Raw genomic sequence first — 19,719 nt, 5'->3', positions numbered from 1 at the left:
GCCTAGCAGCAGCCGGCGCCCGGCAGCGTCCGCACGTTGCGGGCCTCCACCGCGCGCGCCGCCAGCAGCTCGTCCGCCGGGTACGCGACCTCCTCCAGCGTCAGCCCGTGCGGGCGCACCACGTGCACCCCGGGGTCGCGCACGGCGGCGGCCAGCACCTCGGCCGGCCAGGGGTCGGGGCGCCGCCCGTCGCCCACGAAGAGCATCGCGCCCACGAGGGCCCGCACCATGTTGTGGCAGAACGCGTCCGCCTGCACGGTCCCGGTGATGATCCCGGTCTCCCGGTCCCGCACCCAGTGCAGCTTCTGGAGCGTCCGGATCGTCGTCGCGCCCTCGCGCTTCTTGCAGTACGCCGCGAAGTCGTGCTCCCCGGTCATCCGCGCCGCGGCGGCGTTCATCGCGGCCACGTCCAGCGGCCGGTCGTGCCAGAGCACATGGCCCCGGACGAGGGGGTCGACGCCGCCGGGGCGGTCGGCGATGCGGTACGCGTACCGGCGCCACAGGGCGGAGAACCGGGCGTTGAACCCCGGCGCCGCCTCCGCGATCCGCCAGACCCGCACATCGGGGGCCATCCGCCCGGCGAGCCGCCGCAGCAGCTTCTCGGCGTGCTCGGCCCACACCTCTTCCGGCAGGTCGACATGGGCGACCTGGCCCCGGGCGTGCACCCCGGCGTCGGTGCGGCCCGCCACCGTCAGGTCGTACGTGTGCGAGGAGCGCGTCACGGTCCGCAGCGCATCCTCGATCTCGCCCTGGACCGTCCGCCGCGCGGTCTGCTTCGCCCAGCCCGAGAAGTCCTTGCCGTCATAGGCCAGGTCCAGCCGTACCCGTACGAAACCGGGCTCCACCTCGTCACTCACCAGCGCATCCTCTCAAGATCCCGCACAGCCGAACGGGCCCGCACCGCCCCGGAGGGTGATGCGGACCCGTTCAGTGGTTCCGGAACGCTCAGGCGTCCTGCGCGTCCTCGACGGACTCGACCGGGGTCTCGTCCTTCTTGGCCGCGTCTTCCTTGACCGCACGCTTGGTGGCGGCCTCGGCCTCACCGGTGGCCTGCTGCGCCACGGTCAGCGCCTCGACCAGCTCGATGACGGCCATCGGGGCGTTGTCGCCACGACGGTTGCCGATCTTGGTGATGCGGGTGTAACCACCGGGGCGGTTCTCGTACCGCGGGGCGATCTCGGTGAAGAGCGTGTGGACGACGCCCTTGTCCGTGATCGACTGCAGCACCAGGCGACGGTTGTGGATGTCGCCCTTCTTCGCCTTGGTGATGAAACGCTCCGCGACCGGACGCAGGCGGCGGGCCTTGGCCTCGGTCGTGGTGATGCGGCCGTGCTCGAACAGCGACTTCGCGAGGTTGTTGAGAAGAAGCTTCTCGTGCGCGGCGCTGCCGCCCAGACGGGCACCCTTGGCGGGCTTCGGCATGGGTTTTCTCCTTGTGTGCTGCACCGGCCGTATCAGGTACCGATGTCAGTTCCCACCCGGCGGCCGCCGAGCGGAAGTATGTGCAAATCAAGCCCGTCCGGCGATTGAGGACATCTTTTCAATCGCCGGAGTACAGGCTCAGTACTGCTCGGTCTCCACGAAACCGGCATCCGCGTCGTCGTCGGCGCCAAAGGCGTCGGCGGCGGCGGTCGGGTCGAAGCCGGGAGGCGAGTCCTTCAGCGCCAGGCCCATACCGGCCAGCTTCGCCTTGACCTCGTCGATCGACTTCGCACCGAAGTTGCGGATGTCGAGCAGGTCCGCCTCGGAGCGGGCCACGAGCTCGCCCACCGAGTGGATGCCCTCGCGCTTGAGGCAGTTGTACGAGCGGACCGTGAGCTCCAGCTCCTCGATCGGCAGCGCCAGGTCCGCCGCGAGCGCGGCGTCCGTCGGCGACGGGCCCATGTCGATGCCCTCGGCGTCGATGTTGAGCTCGCGCGCCAGACCGAACAGCTCGACCAGGGTCTTACCGGCCGAAGCCATCGCGTCACGCGGACGCATGGCCTGCTTGGTCTCGACGTCGACGATCAGCTTGTCGAAGTCGGTGCGCTGCTCGACACGGGTCGCCTCGACCTTGTACGTGACCTTGAGCACCGGCGAGTAGATGGAGTCGACCGGGATACGGCCGATCTCCTGGCCCACCTGCTTGTTCTGGACGGCGGAGACGTAGCCGCGACCGCGCTCGACGGTCAGCTCCATCTCCAGCTTGCCCTTGCCGTTCAGCGTGGCGAGGACGAGGTCCGGGTTGTGCACCTCGACACCGGCCGGCGGAGCGATGTCCGCGGCGGTGACCAGGCCGGGGCCCTGCTTGCGCAGGTACATCACGACGGGCTCGTCGTGCTCCGAGGAGACGACCAGCTGCTTGATGTTGAGGATGAGGTCGGTCACGTCCTCCTTGACGCCCGGCACGGTGGTGAACTCGTGCAGGACACCGTCGATGCGGATGCTGGTGACAGCGGCACCCGGAATCGAGGAGAGGAGCGTGCGGCGCAGGGAGTTGCCGAGCGTGTAGCCGAAGCCCGGCTCCAGCGGCTCGATGACGAACCGCGAGCGGAATTCGTCGACGACCTCTTCGGTCAGCGACGGACGCTGAGCGATAAGCATGCTGTGATCCTTCAGTCGGGGGCACCCACTATTTGATGCCCGACAGATGTAACAAGGGTACGGGCGGTACGCCCCCGAAGAGGTGTACCGCCCGGACCCGGCACTACTGGCGCACGGCCGTCACCGGCCGTGACGACTCAGACGCGGCGACGCTTCGGCGGACGGCAGCCGTTGTGCGGCGTCGGGGTGACGTCCTGGATCGAACCGACCTCGAGGCCCGTGGCCTGGAGGGAGCGGATCGCGGTCTCGCGGCCGGAGCCCGGACCCTTCACGAAGACGTCGACCTTGCGCATGCCGTGCTCCTGCGCGCGGCGGGCGGCCGACTCGGCGGCCATCTGCGCGGCGAAGGGGGTGGACTTGCGCGAGCCCTTGAAGCCGACGTGGCCGGCGGAGGCCCAGGAGATCACGTTGCCCGTGGGGTCCGTGATCGAGACGATCGTGTTGTTGAACGTGCTCTTGATGTGCGCGTGGCCGTGAGCGACGTTCTTCTTTTCCTTGCGACGCACCTTCTTGGCTGCGCCCTGACGACCCTTGGGGGGCATGTCTTGACTCCAGATGGAGAGGGGAGGTGATCGGTCCTACAGCGAAGACCGCTGGTTGCTGCGGAGGCCGGGGGTGCCGGTCGCCCGCAGTGCGTCCGCTGAGGACTACTTCTTGCCGGGCTTCTTCTTGCCGGCGATCGCGCGACGCGGACCCTTGCGGGTACGAGCGTTGGTGCTGGTGCGCTGGCCGTGGACCGGCAGACCGCGGCGGTGACGGAGACCCTGGTAGCAGCCGATCTCGACCTTGCGGCGGATGTCGGCCTGGATCTCGCGGCGGAGGTCACCCTCGGTGCGGAGGTTGGCGTCCACGTACTCGCGGATCTTGACCAGGTCCTCTTCGGCCAGGTCGCGAACGCGGGTGTTCGGGTTCACGCCGGAGGCGGCGAGGATCTCCTTGGACCGGGTGCGCCCGATACCGAAGACGTAGGTGAGGGCAACCTCCACGCGCTTTTCGCGCGGGATGTCAACACCTGAAACGCGTGCCATTCAATGGCTCCAGTTGTTAAGTCGGGGGTCTTCCGCAGAGCCACTCCCGGCCGCCGACCCCTCGCTGGGAGAGGTGGTACGTCCGGGTCCCCGGCCCCCGCCGGAGGTGCCGTCAGCCGTGGCTTGGACGGGCTCTGCGTATGTACGTATTACGTGCGTCGCGCGAACTGCGAGATGCAGGGGGTCGTGCGTCAGCCCTGGCGCTGCTTGTGGCGCAGGTTGTCGCAGATGACCATGACCCGGCCGTGACGGCGGATCACCTTGCACTTGTCGCAGATCTTCTTGACGCTCGGCTTGACCTTCATGGGATGTCAGGTTCTCCGGGTCAGTGCCCACGTCCGCACGGATGCGGACGGCGGCAAGATCTACTTGTAGCGGTAGACGATCCGGCCACGCGTCAGGTCGTACGGAGAAAGCTCCACGACGACCCGGTCATCCGGGAGGATGCGGATGTAGTGCATACGCATCTTGCCGCTGATGTGCGCGAGGACCTTGTGACCGTTCTGGAGCTCCACCTTGAACATGGCGTTCGGGAGGGACTCGATCACGGTGCCCTCAATTTCGATGGCACCTTGCTTCTTGGCCACGCTTCGCCCTTCGAATCGGCTACCTTGATCGACTTTCGCTCTTCGTATGCGGGCACACGGATGCACGAGAGCCGACGAGTCAGTCTACGTCAGCGGACTCCCAAAGGCGAATCCGTCAAGTTTGCCCATCCGGGGAGATCCTTAGACCTCCCCGGAGGCTCCAATCAGCCCAGAGGGTCCGGCGCCGCCTCGACGCCGTACTGCGCCAGCTTCTCGCGGCCGCAGTCCGGGGCGGTGAGGACCAGCGGGCCCTGCTCCGTGAGGGCGATGGAGTGCTCCCAGTGCGAGGACCAGGTGCCGTCCGTGGTGATGACGGTCCACTCGTCCTCCAGCACCTCGGTGTGCGGGGTGCCCAGCGAGACCATGGGCTCGATGGCCAGGCAGACGCCCGGGACCAGCTTGATGCCCTTGCCGCGCTTGCGGGAGACGTAGTTCAGCAGGTGCGGGTCCATGTGCATCTCGGTGCCGATGCCGTGCCCGCCGTAGTCCTCGATGATCCCGTACTTGCCGGTGGCGGGGCGGGGCTGGCGGCGGATGTAGGACTCGATCGCCTTCGAGATGTCGACCAGGCGGTTGTTGACCTTCATCGCGGCGATGCCGGCCCACATCGACTCCTCGGTCACCCGGGAGAGCTCGACCAGCTCCGGCGCGTGCCCCGTACCGACGAAGGCGGTGTACGCGGCGTCGCCGTGCCAGCCGTCCACGATCGCGCCGGCGTCGATGGAGATGATGTCCCCGTCCTTGAGGACCGTCCTGTCGTCCGGAATGCCGTGGACGACGACCTCGTTGACCGAGGTGCAGATGGTCGCGGGGAAGCCGCCGTACCCGAGGAAGTTCGACTTCGCGCCGTGGTCGGCGATCACCTTGCGGGCGACCTGGTCCAGGTCGCGGGTGGTGGCGCCGGGCACCGCCGCCTCACGGGTGGCCGCGTGGATGGCAGCGACCACCAGCCCCGCCTCGCGCATCTTCGCGATCTGCTCGGGGGTCTTGATCTGCACCATGCTGCGGCGCCTTTCCGGTGGGACGGTGAACGGGGGGCGGGTCTTCCACGATACGCGGCGGCAAGCAGTCGGCCGCGGCGTCCGAGGACGCCGCGGCCGGCTTGTACTGCGTGATACAGGGGTGGGCGCTCAGTCCTCCGCGGACTTCTTCAGCGCCTCCATGGCCCGGTCGGTCACATCGGTGACCTTGCCGAGCGCGGAGATGGTGACCACCAGGTCCTGTGCCCGGTAGTAGTCGATGATCGGCTCGGTCTGCGTGTGGTAGACCTCCAGCCGGGTACGCACCGTCTCCTCGCTGTCGTCGTCGCGCTGGTACAGCTCGCCGCCGCAGGTGTCGCAGACACCCTCGGTCTTCGGCGGGTTGTACGTGGCGTGGAAGACGTGCGCGCTGTCGTTGCGGCAGATGCGGCGACCCGCGATCCGCTTCACGACCTCGTCCTCGGGGACCTCCAGGTCGAGCACGGCGTCCAGCTTCACGCCCTCGTCCTTGAGCATCACATCCAGAGCCTCGGCCTGACCCACGTTGCGCGGGAAGCCGTCAAGCAGGAAGCCGTTGACCGCGTCCGGCTGGGACATGCGGTCCTTGGCCATCCCGATCGTCACCTCGTCCGGCACCAGCTGCCCCGCGTCCATGTACGCGCGGGCCTGCTTGCCAAGGTCGGTGCCCTGGCTGATGTTGGCGCGGAAGAGGTCGCCCGTGGAGATGTGCGGAATCGACAGGTTCTTGGCAAGGTACGCGGCCTGCGTTCCCTTGCCGGCACCCGGCGGGCCGACGAGGACGATTCGCATCAGCGGAGGAACCCTTCGTAATTGCGCTGCTGGAGCTGACTCTCGATCTGCTTCACGGTCTCCAGACCCACACCCACGATGATGAGGATGCTCGTCCCGCCGAACGGGAAGTTCTGGTTAGCGCCACCGAAGCTTGCCAACGCCATCGTCGGCACCAGAGCGATCAGACCCAGGTACAGCGAGCCCGGCCAAGTGATCCTGTTGAGCACATAGCTCAGGTACTCGGCAGTAGGTCGACCAGCCCGGATACCCGGGATGAAGCCACCATACTTCTTCATGTTGTCGGCGACTTCCTCGGGGTTGAACGAGATCGCCACGTAGAAGAAGGCGAAGAACACGATCAACAGGAAGTACGCCGTCATGTAGTACGGGTGGGTGCCCTTGGTCAGGTTGTCCTGGATCCAGATGGCCCAGCCCGCCTTGGAGTTGGAGAACTGGACGATCAGGGCCGGGATGTAGAGCAGCGAAGAAGCGAAGATGACGGGGATCACACCCGCCTGGTTCACCTTCAGCGGGATGTAGGTGGAGGTGCCACCGTACGAACGACGTCCGATCATGCGCTTCGCGTACTGCACCGGGATGCGGCGCTGGGCCTGCTCGACGAAGACGACGAGGGCCACCATGACGAAGCCGACCAGGATGACGGTGGCGAACTCGATCCAGCCGTCCGCCAGCTTGCCGCTGGTCTTGATGGCCCACATGGCCGACGGGAAGGTCGCGGCGATCGAGATGAACATCAGGATCGACATGCCGTTGCCGATGCCGCGGTCGGTGATGAGCTCACCGAGCCACATGACGGCGGCGGTGCCGGCGGTCATCGTGATGACCATCGTGATCGTCGTGAACAGCGAGTCGTTCGGGACGATCTGGTCGGCGACCGGGCAGCCGCTGAACAGGGCGCCGCTGCGGGCGGTGGCCACCAGGCCGGTGCCCTGGAGGATGGCGAGCGCGACCGTCAGATAACGCGTGTACTGCGTGATCTTCGCCTGGCCGGACGAGCCCTCCTTCTTGAGCGCCTCGAGGCGGGGGATGACCACGGTCAGCAGCTGGAGAATGATGCTGGCCGTGATGTACGGCATGATGCCGAGCGCGAAGATCGTGATCTGCAGCAGCGCACCACCGCTGAACATGTTCACCAGGCCGAAGAGGCTGTTGTTGCCCTTGCTGGCCTGATCAACACAGGTCTGGACGTTCTCGTAGCTCACACCCGGAACCGGGATGTGGGCCCCGAGCCGGTAGAGCACGATGATGCCGAGAGTGAAGAGCAGCTTCTTGCGCAGGTCGGGCGTCTTGAACGCCCGGGCGAAGCCGGTGAGCACGGTGCCTCCTGCGACCCCCGCGCAGAGCGTAGAGGTGACGGTCTTGAGGATCGACGGATACGTATGAAAGCCAAGGAGCCCGGGCGCACGCGCCCAGGGGATACCACAGCAACGGACGCCACCTTACCGGCGTACATGCCCCCCTAGGAACGACCAACCGGGGATGCCCCATTTGAGAGGGCATCCCCGGTCGGATGTTCAGGTCACCTGAGTGTCCGAGTTGTCTCAGACGAGCTCGGTGACGGTACCGCCGGCGGCGGTGATCTTCTCCTTGGCGGAGCCGGAGACGGCGTCAACCGAAACCTGCAGCGCCACGGAGATCTCGCCCTGTCCGAGGACCTTGACGAGGTGGTTGTTGCGCACGGCACCCTTGGCGACCAGGTCGGCCACCGTGACCTCTCCACCCTCGGGGTAGAGCGTCGCGAGCTTGTCCAGGTTCACGACCTGGTACTCCGTGCGGAACGGGTTCTTGAAACCCTTGAGCTTCGGCAGACGCATGTGGAGGGGCATCTGCCCACCCTCGAAGCGCTGCGGAACCTGGTAGCGGGCCTTGGTGCCCTTGGTGCCACGACCAGCGGTCTTACCCTTGGACGCCTCACCACGACCCACACGGGTCTTGGCGGTCTTGGCGCCCGGGGCAGGCCGGAGGTCATGGGCCTTCAGCGGCTTGTTCTCCGCCATGTCAGTCGACCTCCTCAACCGTCACGAGGTGGCGGACGGTGTGCACCATGCCGCGGAACTCGGGGCGGTCCTCCTTGACAACCGAGTCGTTCAGGCGCTTGAGCCCGAGCGAACGCAGGGTGTCGCGGTGGTTCTGCTTGCTGCCGATGTACGACTTCGTCTGCGTGATCTTGAGACGGGCCATTACGCACCCGCTCCCGCACGCGCACGAAGCAGGGCCGCGGGGGCGACGTCCTCGAGGGGCAGACCGCGGCGGGCCGCGATCTCCTCGGGACGCTGCAGGCCCTGGAGGGCCGCCACGGTCGCGTGCACGATGTTGATCGGGTTCGAGGACCCGAGCGACTTCGACAGGATGTCGTGGACGCCGGCGCACTCGAGAACGGCGCGCACCGGGCCACCGGCGATCACACCGGTACCGGGGGAAGCCGGCTTGAGCAGGACGACGCCCGCAGCCTTCTCACCCTGGATCGGGTGAGGGATGGTGCCCTGGATACGCGGGACCTTGAAGAAGTTCTTCTTGGCCTCTTCCACGCCCTTGGCGATGGCCGCGGGAACTTCCTTGGCCTTGCCGTAACCGACACCGACGGTGCCGTCACCATCGCCCACCACGACCAGCGCGGTGAAGCTGAAGCGACGACCACCCTTCACAACCTTGGCGACTCGGTTGATCGCGACGACGCGCTCGACGTACGCGGTCTTCTCGGCGGCGGCAGCGCCGCCGTCACGGCCCTTCCGGTCCCGCCGCTCGCCGCCACCGGCACCGCTTCCGCGGCGCTGGGGTCCAGCCATTGGATTTACCTCTCTCTGTTACGTCCGCTGTGCGTAGGAACCGGGGCTAGAACTTCAGCCCGGCTTCACGGGCGGCGTCAGCCAGAGCGGCAATCCGCCCGGCGTACTGGTTACCACCGCGGTCAAACACGACGGCCTCGACGCCTGCGGCCTTGGCACGCTCGGCGACCAGGGCGCCGACCTGCTTGGCCTGGCTGCTCTTGTCGCCCTCGCCACCACGGATGGAGACGTCCAGGGTCGACGCCGACGCGAGCGTGTGGCCCGCGATGTCGTCGATGATCTGGGCGACCATGTGGCGGTTGGAGCGGGTCACGACCAGGCGCGGACGCTCCGGCGAACCGGAGATGTGCTTGCGGACGCGGATGTGGCGCCGCTTGCGAGCCGCGCGCTTGTACGCGTCGCCCTTGGCGATCTTCACGCCGTATGCCATGGCTACTTACCAGCCTTTCCGACCTTGCGGCGGATGACCTCGCCGGCGTACTTGACGCCCTTGGCCTTGTACGGGTCAGGCTTCCGCAGCTTGCGGATCTTGGCCGCGGTCTCGCCGACCTTCTGCTTGTCGATGCCCTCGACGGTGAACTTCGTGGGGGTCTCCACCTTGAAGGTGATTCCCTCCGGGGCCTCGATCAGGATCGGGTGGCTGTAGCCCAGGGCGAACTCCAGGTTGGAGCCCTTCGCCTGGACGCGGTAACCGACACCGCTGATCTCGAGCGCCTTGATGTATCCCTGGGTCACACCGGTGATCATGTTCGCCACCAGCGTGCGGGACAGGCCGTGCAGGGCCTTGTTCTGACGCTCGTCGTTCGGGCGGACGACGTTCAGGACGCCGTCCTCACCCTTGGTGACCTCGATCGGCGACGCGACGGTGTGCGTGAGGGTGCCCTTGGGGCCCTTCACGTTGACCGTGCGGCCATCGATGGTGACGTCCACACCGGCGGGAACCTGGATGGGGAGCTTGCCGATTCGCGACATGAGCTATTCCTCCGTTCCCGACTACCAGACGTAGGCGAGGACTTCCCCACCTACGCCCTTCTTCTGAGCCTGCTGGCCGGTCAGGAGACCGTGGGACGTGGAGATGATCGCCACGCCCAGGCCGCCGAGGACCTTCGGCAGGTTGGTGGACTTTGCGTAGACACGCAGACCCGGCTTCGAGATTCGCTTGATGCCAGCGATCGAGCGCTCGCGGTTCGGGCCGAACTTCAGCTGGAGGACGAGGTTCTTGCCGACCTCGGCGTCCTCGACCTTCCAGCCGGTGATGAAGCCCTCCTGCTGGAGGATCTCCGCGATGTGCGACTTGATCTTGCTGTGCGGCATCACGACGTCGTCGTGATACGCCGAGTTCGCGTTGCGCAGACGCGTGAGCATGTCTGCGATGGGATCAGTCATGGTCATGAGTTGGCCTTCGGCCTCTCTCGCCGGGGTTTCCTGTATGCGCCATCCCTCTCCCCGCTCAGAGGCGGGACGGGTGCGGTGCGGGGACCTACGGCGTAGTAAGTCGGTCATGGGCGGCAGGCGCCCAACCCTGCAAGCCTACGGCATGCGGGGCCGGGCTCCTGCCGACCAGATGCTTACCGAGAGTCTCCGGTGATTCCCAACGCCCAAAGGGCGAAGGAGAATTACCAGGAGCTCTTGGTCACGCCCGGCAGCTCGCCACGGTGAGCCATCTCACGAAGGCACACGCGGCACAGGCCGAACTTGCGGTAGACGGAGTGGGGCCGGCCGCAGCGCTGGCACCGGGTGTAACCCCGGACGCCGAACTTCGGCTTACGGGCGGCCTTAGCGATCAGAGCCTTCTTCGCCACGGTCAGTTCTCCTTGAACGGGAAGCCGAGGTGACGAAGGAGGGCACGACCCTCGTCGTCATTGGTCGCCGTGGTGACCACGGTGATGTCCATGCCCCGGACCCGGTCGATCTTGTCCTGGTCGATCTCGTGGAACATGACCTGCTCCGTGAGACCGAAGGTGTAGTTGCCACGGCCGTCGAACTGCTTGGGCGACAGGCCGCGGAAGTCACGGATACGCGGCAGCGCGAGCGACAGCGTACGGTCCAGGAACTCCCACATGCGGTCACCGCGGAGGGTGACGTGGCAGCCGATCGGCTGCCCCTCGCGCAGCTTGAACTGCGCGATCGACTTGCGGGCCTTGGTGACGGCCGGCTTCTGACCGGTGATCGTGGTGAGGTCCTTGACGGCACCGTCGATCAGCTTGGAGTCGCGGGCGGCGTCGCCCACACCCATGTTGACCACGATCTTGACCAGACCGGGAATCTGCATGACGTTCTCGTAGGAGAACTCCTCACGCAGCTTGCCGGCGATTTCCTCGCGGTAGCGCGTCTTGAGACGCGGCGCGGTGGTGGTAGTCATCAGATGTCCTCACCGGTGCGCTTGGCAACACGGATCTTGTTGCCCTCGTCGTCAAAGCGGTAGCCGACGCGAGTAACGACCTTGTTGCCGTCCTTCTCAACAACCAGCTGCACGTTGCTGACGTGGATCGGGGCCTCGGTCGTCACAATGCCACCGGTCTGCGAACCGCGAGCGGTCTGGCCGGCCTTGGTGTGCTTCTTGACCCGGTTGACACCCTCGACGAGGACGCGGTCCTGAGCGGGGTAGGCCACGATGACCTTGCCCTGCTTGCCCTTGTCCTTACCGGTGATGACCTGTACCAGGTCGCCCTTCTTGATCTTCATGCTTACAGCACCTCCGGCGCGAGCGAGATGATCTTCATGAACTTCTTCTCGCGCAGCTCACGGCCCACCGGGCCGAAGATACGGGTGCCGCGGGGGTCGCCGTCGTTCTTCAGAATGACGGCGGCGTTCTCGTCGAAGCGGATGTACGAGCCATCCTGGCGACGACGCTCCTTGACGGTGCGAACGATGACCGCCTTGACGACGTCACCCTTCTTCACGTTGCCACCGGGGATCGCGTCCTTGACGGTGGCGACGATGACGTCACCGATGCCCGCGTAGCGGCGACCCGAGCCACCGAGAACACGGATGGTGAGAATTTCCTTCGCACCCGTGTTGTCGGCGACGCGCAGTCGCGACTCCTGCTGGATCACGTCTATCTCCTGATCGTCTGCCGGTTCCCGGCAGGGGCTCCGTTGCGGGAGCCCCTGCCGAGCCTGGCGGAACTGACCTGAGGGGAAGTCCCCTCAGGAATTACTTGGCCTTCTCGAGGATCTCGACGATGCGCCACCGCTTCGTGGCGGACAGCGGCCGGGTCTCCATCAGGAGGACGCGGTCGCCGACGCCGGCGGCGTTCTGCTCGTCGTGGGCCTTGAGCTTGTTCGTACGGCGGATGACCTTGCCGTACAGCGCGTGCTTCACGCGGTCCTCGACGGCGACGACGACGGTCTTGTCCATCTTGTCGCTGACGACGAGGCCCTCGCGGGTCTTGCGGAAGCCGCGCTCGGCGGTCTTGCTCTCAGTCACAGTCTTCTCGCTCATCAGACGCTCTCCACCGTCTCGATACCGAGCTCGCGCTCGCGCATCAGGGTGTAGATCCGGGCGATGTCCTTACGGACGGACTTGAGCCGACCGTGGTTCTCGAGCTGGCCCGTCGCCGCCTGGAAGCGGAGGTTGAACAGCTCTTCCTTGGCCTCGCGGAGCTTGTTGAGGAGCTCCTCGTTGCCCAGCTCGCGCAGCTCGGACGCCTTGGTACCGGCCGACATCACGCTTCACCTGCCTCGCGCTTGACGATCCGGCACTTCATCGGCAGCTTGTGGGCCGCACGAGTCAGCGCCTCACGGGCGATCTTCTCGTTGGGGTACGACAGCTCGAACATGACGCGTCCGGGCTTGACGTTGGCGATCCACCACTCCGGGGAACCCTTACCGGAACCCATGCGGGTCTCGGCAGGCTTCTTGGTGAGGGGACGGTCCGGGTAGATGTTGATCCAGACCTTGCCGCCACGCTTGATGTGACGCGTCATGGCGATACGAGCGGACTCGATCTGACGGTTCGTCACGTACGCCGGGGTCAGCGCCTGGATGCCGTACTCGCCGAACGCAACCTGCGTGCCACCCTTGGACATGCCGCTGCGCTTCGGGTGGTGCTGCTTGCGGTGCTTGACCCTACGGGGGATCAGCATTTCGGTCAGGCCTCCGTTCCGGTGCTCTCAGCAGCCGGAGCAGCGGCGGTCGCCTCGGCCTTGGGGGCCTCGGCGGCCGGAGCCGACTGCTGCGGCTTGCGGCCGCGGCCGCCACGCTCGCCACCGCGGCCACCGCGGCCGGCCGGGCGGTCAGCGCCGCCACGGGCCGGGCGGTTGCCCGCACGGGCAGCAGCGTTCTCGGCGCGGACCTCGGCGATGTTCTTGACGTCGCCCTTGTAGATCCAGACCTTCACGCCGATGCGGCCGAAGGTCGTCTTGGCCTCGAAGAAGCCGTAGTCGACGTTCGCGCGGAGCGTGTGCAGGGGCACACGGCCCTCGCGGTAGAACTCCGAGCGGGACATCTCGGCGCCGCCGAGGCGACCGCCGCACTGGACCTTGATGCCCTTGGCGCCGGCCTTCATCGTGCTCTGCATGCTCTTGCGCATGGCACGACGGAAGGAGACGCGGGAGGAGAGCTGCTCGGCAACGGCCTGGGCCACCAGCTGAGCGTCCACCTCGGGGTTCTTGACCTCGAGGATGTTCAGCTGGACCTGCTTGCCGGTCAGCTTCTCCAGCTCGCCGCGGATGCGGTCGGCCTCGGCGCCGCGGCGGCCGATGACGATGCCCGGGCGAGCGGTGTGGATGTCGACGCGGACGCGGTCGCGGGTGCGCTCGATCTCAACCTTCGAGATGCCGGCGCGCTCCATGCCCTTCGTCATCATGCGACGAATGGCGACGTCTTCCTTGACGTAGTCCTTGTACAGCTTGTCGGCGTACCAGCGGGACTTGAAGTCCGTGGTGATGCCGAGCCGGAACCCGTGCGGGTTTACCTTCTGGCCCATTACCGGGTTCCTTCCTTGCTGCTGACGACCACGGTGATGTGGCTGGTCCGCTTACGGATCCGGTAGGCACGGCCCTGAGCACGCGGACGGAACCGCTTCAGGGTCGGGCCCTCATCCACGTACGCCTCGCTGATGACCAGCGAAGAGGCGTCGGTGTGGTCGTAGTTGTGTGCGGCGTTGGCAATGGCGCTGTCCAGCACCTTGCCGACCGGCACGCTCGCGGCCTGCGGGGCGAAACGCAGGACCGCCTGAGCCTCCGTGGCATCCATGCCACGGATGAGGTCCACCACGCGGCGGGCCTTCATGGGCGTGACGCGGATGTACCGCGCCTGGGCCCTGGCTTCCATGGTTGTCCCTTCGGTGTAAGTCATAGTCAGTCACCCCGCGTTAGCGGCGCTTCGACTTCCGGTCGTCCTTGACGTGGCCGCGGAAGGTGCGAGTCGGCGAGAACTCGCCGAGCTTGTGGCCGACCATCGACTCGGTGACGAACACCGGGACGTGGATCTTGCCGTTGTGCACCGCGATGGTGTGACCCAGCATGGCCGGGACGATCATCGAGCGACGGGACCAGGTCTTGATGACGTTCTTGGTGCCGGCCTCGTTCTGTACGTCCACCTTCTTGGCGAGGTGGCCGTCGACGAAGGGCCCCTTCTTGAGACTGCGCGGCATCTAAACCCGCTCCTAGCGCTTCTTGTTCGTCTTGCGGCGGCGGACGATGTACTTGTTCGACGCCTTCTTGGGCGAACGAGTACGACCTTCCTTCTTACCCCACGGCGAAACCGGGTGACGGCCACCGGAGGTCTTACCCTCACCACCACCGTGCGGGTGGTCGACCGGGTTCATCACGACACCACGGACGGTCGGGCGGACGCCCTTCCACCGCATACGGCCGGCCTTGCCCCAGTTGATGTTCGACTGCTCGGCGTTGCCGACCTCGCCGATGGTGGCGCGGCAGCGGGCGTCGACCAGGCGGATCTCACCCGACGGCATACGAAGGTGGGCCATGGTGCCCTCCTTCGCCAGCAGCTGCACGGAGGCACCCGCGGAGCGGGCGAACTTCGCGCCGCCGCCGGGCCGCAGCTCGATGGCGTGGATGGTCGTACCGACCGGGATGTTGCGCAGCGCCAGGTTGTTGCCGGGCTTGATGTCGGCGGCCGGGCCGTTCTCGACACGGTCGCCCTGGCCCAGGCCACGCGGCGCGATGATGTAGCGCTTCTCGCCGTCCGCGTAGTGCAGGAGCGCGATGCGCGCGGTGCGGTTGGGGTCGTACTCGATGTGCGCGACCTTGGCCGGCACGCCGTCCTTGTCGTGACGACGGAAGTCGATCACGCGGTAGGCGCGCTTGTGGCCACCACCCTGGTGGCGAACGGTCACACGACCGGTGTTGTTACGGCCGCCCTTGTTGTGCAGGGGGCGGACCAGCGACTTCTCCGGCGTGGACCGCGTGATCTCGACAAAGTCGGCGACGCTGGAGCCACGACGGCCCGGGGTCGTCGGCTTGTACTTGCGGATACCCATTTCTCAGTCCTCGTCCGATTCCGGACGACTCGGCCTCACTAGGAGGTCGGGCCGCCGAAGATGTCGATACGGTCGCCCTCAGCGAGGGTCACGATGGCGCGCTTGGTGTCAGCGCGCTTGCCGAAACCGCTCTTGGTGCGCTTGCGCTTGCCCTGGCGGTTGATCGTGTTGACCCCGGTGACCTTGACCGAGAAGACCGCTTCCACGGCCTGCTTGATCTGGGTCTTGTTGGAGCCCGGCGCGACGATGAACGTGTACTTGTTCTCGTCGAGCAGCGCGTAGCTCTTCTCCGAGACAACCGGCTTGACGAGAACGTCGCGCGGGTCGTCGTAGGTCTTGCTGGTAACGGTCGCCTCGCTCATCAGGCGTCGCTCCCTTCGGTCTCAGCGGTCTGGGGGCCAGACACGAAGGACTCGAAGGCGGCCTGGGTGAAGACCACGTCGTCAGAGACGATCACGTCGTACGTGTTCAGCTGGCCCGGCTCCAGGATGTGCACCTGGGGCAGGTTGCGTGCGGAGAGCCACGCGGCCTCGTCGTTGCGGTCGACGACCAGGAGCACGTTCTTGCGCTCCGAGATCTTGCCGAACAGCGTCTTGGCGGCCTTCGTGGAGACCCCACCCTCGACCACGCCGGTGACGACGTGGATACGGGAGTGACGCGCCCGGTCCGAGAGGGCACCGCGGAGGGCGGCGGCCTTCATCTTCTTCGGGGTGCGCTGCGAGTAGTCACGCGGCTGCGGGCCGTGGACGACGCCACCGCCGACGAACTGCGGCGCACGGGTCGAACCCTGGCGCGCGCGGCCGGTGCCCTTCTGGCGGTACGGCTTGCGCCCACCACCGCGGACCTCGCCGCGACGCTTGGTCTTGTGCGTGCCCTGACGGGCAGCTGCCAGCTGCGCGACAACGACCTGGTGGATCAGCGGAACGCTGGTCTTCGCGTCGAAGATCTCCGCGGGGAGCTCGACGGTACCGGCCTTGTCGCCTGCCGGCGAAAGGATGTCAATGGTGCTCATTACCTCAAGCCCCCTTGGCCGCGGTACGGACCAGGACGAGGCCGCCGTTCGGACCGGGGACCGCGCCCTTGATGAGCAGCAGACCCTTCTCCGCGTCAACCGCGTGGATGGTCAGGTTCTGGGTGGTGACGCGCTCGTTACCCATGCGACCGGCCATGCGCATGCCCTTGAAGACACGCCCAGGGGTGGCGCAGCCACCGATCGAACCGGGGGAACGGTGCTTGCGCTGCACGCCGTGACCGGCGCCGAGGCCCCGGAAGTTGTGACGCTTCATGACACCGGCGAAGCCCTTGCCCTTGCTCTTGCCCGTGACGTCAACCTTGACGCCGGACTCGAACACCTCGGCATTGATCTCCTGGCCGAGCGTGTACTCGCTGGCGTCAGGAGTGCGGATCTCCACCAGGTGGCGGCGCGGGGTGACGTCGGCCTTGGCGAAGTGACCCTTGAGGGGCTTGTTCACCTTGCGCGGGTCGATCTCGCCGAAGGCGATCTGCACCGACTCGTAGCCGTCGCTGTCGTTCGTACGGACCTGCGTCACGACGCACGGACCGGCCTTGACGACGGTCACCGGGACAACCCGGTTGTTCTCGTCCCAGACCTGGGTCATGCCGAGCTTCTCGCCCAGGACGCCCTTGATGTTCTTGCTCATCTCGGCCCGTCCCCTCAGAGCTTGATCTCGATGTCGACGCCAGCCGGCAGGTCGAGACGCATCAGCGAGTCAACCGTCTTCGGGGTGGGGTCGAGGATGTCGATGAGGCGCTTGTGCGTGCGCATCTCGAAGTGCTCGCGAGAGTCCTTGTACTTGTGCGGCGACTTGATGACGCAGTACACGTTCTTCTCAGTGGGCAGCGGCACCGGGCCCGCGACCGACGCACCAGTGCGGGTCACCGTCTCGACGATCTTCTTCGCCGAGGAGTCGATGACCTCGTGGTCGTAGGCCTTGAGCCGGATGCGGATCTTCTGTCCCGCCATGGCTACTAGTAGTCCTGTCTCTCGTTTAACGCTCTGGAACCCGGGGTTCGGTACCTTCTCCTCCGACCCACGCGGTCGGGCGTGTCGCATCCCCTCTACGCAGAAGTCCCGAAGGATTTCCCAACCAAGGGGGTGCGGGCCGAAGACCACGCTGCCGGGGGTGAAACCCCACCGGGCGCCTGGCCGGTGCCCCACTTACGCTTCCCGGAAGATTCCCGTACGTCCGGCCCGCATGGGGCCGACGAGTACTGTGGGACTCGCTTCCGGTCCTCCCGGCGGGAGGCGCGCAGCATTGACACTCAACCGAGCAACCTGGCTAGTGTGCCATACGGGCTGCGAGCCTGGCCAATCGGGCCGGGGATCTTACCCCGCCCGAGTGTCCGGTCAAACGCAGGCGCGCATCGGGGGCCTCGCGGCGGCCTCGGCTCAGGTGCGGGTGGTCGTTCCGCAGCGGCCGTCGCCCGGCATCCCCAAGGAGCGGTGACGGTCGACGGAGCCGTCCCCGTCGGCCCGTACCAGCGGATAGACGAACGTGTAGTCCGCGTGCACCCGCACCTCGCCCTGCTTCCCCGCGCCGAACGTGATACACCCCCGCACCCGGACCACGTCACCGACCGGCGCCACCTCGTCCGGGTCGAATCGGCTCACCAGATCCAGCGGATCGTGCCGCTCGTCCGGGTCGCGCAGGGCGCGCCGCAGCTCCGGCAGCGTGTCCGGATCCTTCGGGTCGAGCAGGGCCATCGCGGCGGTGGGCTGCCCGCCGCGCAGCACGGCCGGGTCCAGATTGGTGCCGACCAGGAACTCCTTGGTCAGGCGCAGCGCGAGCGCCACGTCCGCCTTGCTCATCCCGCCCACCGCCTTCGCCTTGGGCAGCTCGATCGCATCGGCCCCGGAGGCCCACCGCTCGGCGGGCGACCCCCGGAACGGGTGCGCGCGGTCGGGCAGCCCCGCGCGGGCCACCGGGGCGGCGTTCGGCCGCGCGGTCTCGGCGGGCAGCGGCGAGGCATCGGCCGAGACGGCCTCAGCGTGGTGCCCGGGGAGCCGGTCCAGCAGCAGCGACGGCCGTATGACGACCAGGGTCACCCCAGCGACCAGCGCCAGCACGAGCACCGAGCGCACGGTCCGCAGCCGGGCGGGAGCGCTGGCTCAGCCACCTGCTTCCGCCGCCGCCAGGGCGACCGGCGCCTCGCCGTCCACGACGCCCGCTGACCCACACCGGGTCCGTCGTCGGGGTGCTCGGGGGGGGGGGGGTATGACGGTGCTCATGGGTCGGCTCTTTTACGGGAGGACGGGTACGGGACGGCGGGGCCTGGTCAGTTAGTCTCGACCGTCGGGTTATCCACCGGGAAGTCCGGCGGCAGACCGTCCGGTGCCACGGTCCCCTTCACCAGGCCCGCCAGATACTGCGTGAGGGAGCCGCGGAACTCGCACCAGTCGTCGTTGCGGCCCGCCACCAGGACGGTCCAGTCGTCCGGACCGTCTCCCCCGGTCCTCCAGTAGAAGTCGTCACCGTCGCAGGAGTCCCCCCAGGGAACGAGGCCGCCGGGCTCGGGAGAGGGCACGTGTCCGTGGGACATTCCGTCGTCACGCAGGCTCGTCAACGTACCGGTCATCTGCCGGATCCCGGACACGAAGTTCCGCTCCCGGCCCGCCTCGGGGACATGGACGGAGAGGAACTCGTCGAGGACGAACGGCGGGTAGTACGTCGACAGCTCCACGAAATCCGCCGGAAAGGCGCAGCCGACCTCCCGCTCGATGAACGCCCAGTCGACCGGGGGAAGGTCGCTGCGGCGGTGCGCACGGAGAGCGGGAAGGGCCTCTTCGAGTTCGTCGAGCATCTGCGCGGTCTCGCTCCTGCAGGGTGTCGGGCGGTATGAGGGCAATGCCAGGCAGCGGGGCCCGCAGGCGGGCTCAGCCAGGAAACGCACGTACCGCAGGGTGCCTGCTCGGAATGTCCCCCGGCAGACCTCGCCGCTCGGCCGACCCGTCGATCAGGCCGACGAGGAAGGCGATGGCCCCGCCCGGAAACTCCCACCAGTCGTCGTTCCTGCCGCTCACGACGACGGGCCAGGAATCGGGGTCCGAACCCGCGACCCGCCAGTAGAAGACGTCACCGGAGAGGGACTCGCTCCAGGGAATCAGCCCGTTGGGTGCCGGATGGGCCTCGTACCCTCCCGCCATGTCGTTGTCCTGCGGATCCCGCAGGATTTCGAGTTCCCGACGGATTCCGTCGACGAAGGCCGACTCGGCACCGGGACGGGGCAGCGGCACACGCAGGAACCCGTCGAACTCCAGCGTCGGGTAGCGCCGGGCCAGCTCCTTGAAGTCCGTCGGCAGGTCGGAGCCCAGTGCGGAGGAGACGGCGGCGAAATCGACGCCCCGAGGCGCCTCGGAGCGGAACGGCACCATGGCCGGAGCCACGTCTTCCAGAGATGTCACATTCACCATGTCGTCTGCCAATCAGAGGTGTTCCGGACCGTCACAGGTTCGCCCTCAACTGCTTCGCCGTCT

Annotated in this window: 34 protein-coding genes; all 34 read right to left on the bottom strand. The window is 67.0% G+C overall.

Annotation, left to right across the window (positions count from 1 at the left end; translation table 11 throughout):
- Positions 1–2: 2 nt before the first annotated feature.
- Complete coding sequence (truA, locus tag AMK18_RS10885; RefSeq protein ID WP_073862638.1) at positions 3–857, bottom strand: tRNA pseudouridine(38-40) synthase TruA; 855 nt, start codon at positions 855–857, stop codon at positions 3–5.
- Between the two features lie 88 nt (positions 858–945).
- Entirely contained in the window at positions 946–1,422 is a 477-nt protein-coding gene (gene rplQ / locus AMK18_RS10880; RefSeq protein ID WP_018101210.1) for a 50S ribosomal protein L17, read from the bottom strand.
- A 138-nt stretch (positions 1,423–1,560) separates the two neighbouring features.
- The gene (locus AMK18_RS10875; protein WP_003966937.1) at positions 1,561–2,583 is read right to left on the bottom strand and encodes a DNA-directed RNA polymerase subunit alpha; all 1,023 of its coding nucleotides are present in this window, start codon (positions 2,581–2,583) and stop codon (positions 1,561–1,563) included.
- A gap of 137 nt (positions 2,584–2,720) precedes the next feature.
- Complete coding sequence (gene rpsK / locus AMK18_RS10870; RefSeq protein ID WP_003948617.1) at positions 2,721–3,125, bottom strand: 30S ribosomal protein S11; 405 nt, start codon at positions 3,123–3,125, stop codon at positions 2,721–2,723.
- Positions 3,126–3,230: 105 nt separating this feature from the next.
- A complete protein-coding gene (rpsM, locus tag AMK18_RS10865; protein WP_018101211.1) occupies positions 3,231–3,611 on the bottom strand; it encodes a 30S ribosomal protein S13 in 381 nt (126 codons plus the stop codon).
- 191 nt (positions 3,612–3,802) lie between these two features.
- Entirely contained in the window at positions 3,803–3,916 is a 114-nt protein-coding gene (rpmJ, locus tag AMK18_RS10860) for a 50S ribosomal protein L36 (protein ID WP_003956441.1), read from the bottom strand.
- 60 nt (positions 3,917–3,976) lie between these two features.
- Positions 3,977–4,198, bottom strand: a complete 222-nt coding sequence (gene infA / locus AMK18_RS10855) for a translation initiation factor IF-1 (RefSeq protein ID WP_003956442.1) — start codon at positions 4,196–4,198, stop codon at positions 3,977–3,979.
- Between the two features lie 164 nt (positions 4,199–4,362).
- A complete protein-coding gene (map, locus tag AMK18_RS10850; RefSeq protein WP_073862637.1) occupies positions 4,363–5,199 on the bottom strand; it encodes a type I methionyl aminopeptidase in 837 nt (278 codons plus the stop codon).
- 129 nt (positions 5,200–5,328) lie between these two features.
- Positions 5,329–5,988: an adenylate kinase gene (locus tag AMK18_RS10845; protein WP_018101213.1), complete on the bottom strand. Its 660-nt coding sequence runs from the start codon at positions 5,986–5,988 to the stop codon at positions 5,329–5,331.
- Positions 5,988–7,307 (bottom strand): preprotein translocase subunit SecY, encoded by a 1,320-nt coding sequence (gene secY, locus AMK18_RS10840; RefSeq protein WP_018101214.1) that lies wholly within the window; start codon positions 7,305–7,307, stop codon positions 5,988–5,990. The genes AMK18_RS10845 and secY overlap by 1 nt, the downstream gene beginning before the upstream one ends.
- A 225-nt stretch (positions 7,308–7,532) precedes the next feature.
- Positions 7,533–7,988 carry a 50S ribosomal protein L15 gene (gene rplO, locus AMK18_RS10835; RefSeq protein WP_018101215.1) on the bottom strand — a complete coding sequence of 152 codons (456 nt, stop codon included), beginning with the start codon at positions 7,986–7,988 and terminating at the stop codon, positions 7,533–7,535.
- 1 nt (position 7,989) lies between these two features.
- A complete protein-coding gene (rpmD, locus tag AMK18_RS10830; RefSeq protein ID WP_003966943.1) occupies positions 7,990–8,172 on the bottom strand; it encodes a 50S ribosomal protein L30 in 183 nt (60 codons plus the stop codon).
- Positions 8,172–8,777: a 30S ribosomal protein S5 gene (rpsE, locus tag AMK18_RS10825; protein WP_018101216.1), complete on the bottom strand. Its 606-nt coding sequence runs from the start codon at positions 8,775–8,777 to the stop codon at positions 8,172–8,174. Before rpsE ends, rpmD begins: the two co-directional genes overlap by 1 nt.
- Positions 8,778–8,823: 46 nt before the next feature.
- Complete coding sequence (rplR, locus tag AMK18_RS10820; protein ID WP_018101217.1) at positions 8,824–9,207, bottom strand: 50S ribosomal protein L18; 384 nt, start codon at positions 9,205–9,207, stop codon at positions 8,824–8,826.
- Between the two features lie 2 nt (positions 9,208–9,209).
- The gene (gene rplF, locus AMK18_RS10815; RefSeq protein WP_018101218.1) at positions 9,210–9,749 is read right to left on the bottom strand and encodes a 50S ribosomal protein L6; all 540 of its coding nucleotides are present in this window, start codon (positions 9,747–9,749) and stop codon (positions 9,210–9,212) included.
- A 21-nt stretch (positions 9,750–9,770) separates the two neighbouring features.
- Entirely contained in the window at positions 9,771–10,169 is a 399-nt protein-coding gene (gene rpsH / locus AMK18_RS10810) for a 30S ribosomal protein S8 (RefSeq protein ID WP_018101219.1), read from the bottom strand.
- 224 nt (positions 10,170–10,393) lie between these two features.
- A complete protein-coding gene (locus tag AMK18_RS10800) occupies positions 10,394–10,579 on the bottom strand; it encodes a type Z 30S ribosomal protein S14 (protein WP_003948630.1) in 186 nt (61 codons plus the stop codon).
- Between the two features lie 2 nt (positions 10,580–10,581).
- Positions 10,582–11,139: a 50S ribosomal protein L5 gene (gene rplE / locus AMK18_RS10795; protein WP_018101220.1), complete on the bottom strand. Its 558-nt coding sequence runs from the start codon at positions 11,137–11,139 to the stop codon at positions 10,582–10,584.
- On the bottom strand, positions 11,139–11,462 hold the full coding sequence (rplX, locus tag AMK18_RS10790) for a 50S ribosomal protein L24 (RefSeq protein ID WP_003966949.1): 324 nt from the start codon (positions 11,460–11,462) through the stop codon (positions 11,139–11,141). Before rplX ends, rplE begins: the two co-directional genes overlap by 1 nt.
- Before the next feature lie 2 nt (positions 11,463–11,464).
- Positions 11,465–11,833 carry a 50S ribosomal protein L14 gene (rplN, locus tag AMK18_RS10785; RefSeq protein ID WP_003966950.1) on the bottom strand — a complete coding sequence of 123 codons (369 nt, stop codon included), beginning with the start codon at positions 11,831–11,833 and terminating at the stop codon, positions 11,465–11,467.
- 100 nt (positions 11,834–11,933) lie between these two features.
- Positions 11,934–12,221, bottom strand: a complete 288-nt coding sequence (gene rpsQ, locus AMK18_RS10780; protein WP_018101221.1) for a 30S ribosomal protein S17 — start codon at positions 12,219–12,221, stop codon at positions 11,934–11,936.
- Positions 12,221–12,445 (bottom strand): 50S ribosomal protein L29, encoded by a 225-nt coding sequence (gene rpmC, locus AMK18_RS10775; RefSeq protein WP_014047786.1) that lies wholly within the window; start codon positions 12,443–12,445, stop codon positions 12,221–12,223. The genes rpsQ and rpmC overlap by 1 nt, the downstream gene beginning before the upstream one ends.
- Positions 12,445–12,864 carry a 50S ribosomal protein L16 gene (gene rplP / locus AMK18_RS10770; protein WP_018101222.1) on the bottom strand — a complete coding sequence of 140 codons (420 nt, stop codon included), beginning with the start codon at positions 12,862–12,864 and terminating at the stop codon, positions 12,445–12,447. The genes rpmC and rplP overlap by 1 nt, the downstream gene beginning before the upstream one ends.
- A 5-nt stretch (positions 12,865–12,869) precedes the next feature.
- Positions 12,870–13,706 carry a 30S ribosomal protein S3 gene (rpsC, locus tag AMK18_RS10765; RefSeq protein ID WP_018101223.1) on the bottom strand — a complete coding sequence of 279 codons (837 nt, stop codon included), beginning with the start codon at positions 13,704–13,706 and terminating at the stop codon, positions 12,870–12,872.
- Positions 13,706–14,053, bottom strand: coding sequence for a 50S ribosomal protein L22 (gene rplV / locus AMK18_RS10760; protein ID WP_004571827.1), 348 nt, complete (start codon positions 14,051–14,053; stop codon positions 13,706–13,708). Before rplV ends, rpsC begins: the two co-directional genes overlap by 1 nt.
- A gap of 40 nt (positions 14,054–14,093) precedes the next feature.
- A complete protein-coding gene (gene rpsS, locus AMK18_RS10755; protein ID WP_018101224.1) occupies positions 14,094–14,375 on the bottom strand; it encodes a 30S ribosomal protein S19 in 282 nt (93 codons plus the stop codon).
- A 12-nt stretch (positions 14,376–14,387) separates the two neighbouring features.
- A complete protein-coding gene (gene rplB, locus AMK18_RS10750; protein ID WP_018101225.1) occupies positions 14,388–15,224 on the bottom strand; it encodes a 50S ribosomal protein L2 in 837 nt (278 codons plus the stop codon).
- 38 nt (positions 15,225–15,262) lie between these two features.
- Positions 15,263–15,586 carry a 50S ribosomal protein L23 gene (gene rplW / locus AMK18_RS10745; RefSeq protein ID WP_018101226.1) on the bottom strand — a complete coding sequence of 108 codons (324 nt, stop codon included), beginning with the start codon at positions 15,584–15,586 and terminating at the stop codon, positions 15,263–15,265.
- Positions 15,586–16,236 (bottom strand): 50S ribosomal protein L4, encoded by a 651-nt coding sequence (gene rplD / locus AMK18_RS10740; protein ID WP_018101227.1) that lies wholly within the window; start codon positions 16,234–16,236, stop codon positions 15,586–15,588. The genes rplW and rplD overlap by 1 nt, the downstream gene beginning before the upstream one ends.
- A 4-nt stretch (positions 16,237–16,240) precedes the next feature.
- Entirely contained in the window at positions 16,241–16,885 is a 645-nt protein-coding gene (rplC, locus tag AMK18_RS10735; protein ID WP_018101228.1) for a 50S ribosomal protein L3, read from the bottom strand.
- 14 nt (positions 16,886–16,899) lie between these two features.
- Positions 16,900–17,208, bottom strand: coding sequence for a 30S ribosomal protein S10 (rpsJ, locus tag AMK18_RS10730; protein WP_003948644.1), 309 nt, complete (start codon positions 17,206–17,208; stop codon positions 16,900–16,902).
- 426 nt (positions 17,209–17,634) lie between these two features.
- Positions 17,635–18,327, bottom strand: a complete 693-nt coding sequence (locus tag AMK18_RS10725; RefSeq protein WP_241836533.1) for a hypothetical protein — start codon at positions 18,325–18,327, stop codon at positions 17,635–17,637.
- A gap of 194 nt (positions 18,328–18,521) precedes the next feature.
- Entirely contained in the window at positions 18,522–19,046 is a 525-nt protein-coding gene (locus tag AMK18_RS34190) for a hypothetical protein (protein WP_079199265.1), read from the bottom strand.
- Positions 19,047–19,119: 73 nt separating this feature from the next.
- Complete coding sequence (locus tag AMK18_RS34400; protein ID WP_143202266.1) at positions 19,120–19,668, bottom strand: SMI1/KNR4 family protein; 549 nt, start codon at positions 19,666–19,668, stop codon at positions 19,120–19,122.
- Positions 19,669–19,719 lie beyond the last annotated feature (51 nt).

Origin of the sequence: Streptomyces sp. CB01249 (assembly GCF_001905735.1) — a bacterium.
In the GTDB taxonomy this organism is placed as follows: Bacteria; Actinomycetota; Actinomycetes; order Streptomycetales; family Streptomycetaceae; genus Streptomyces.
Note: the sequence above shows the minus strand (reverse complement) of the source record. Positions and strands in the feature narration are given on the sequence as shown.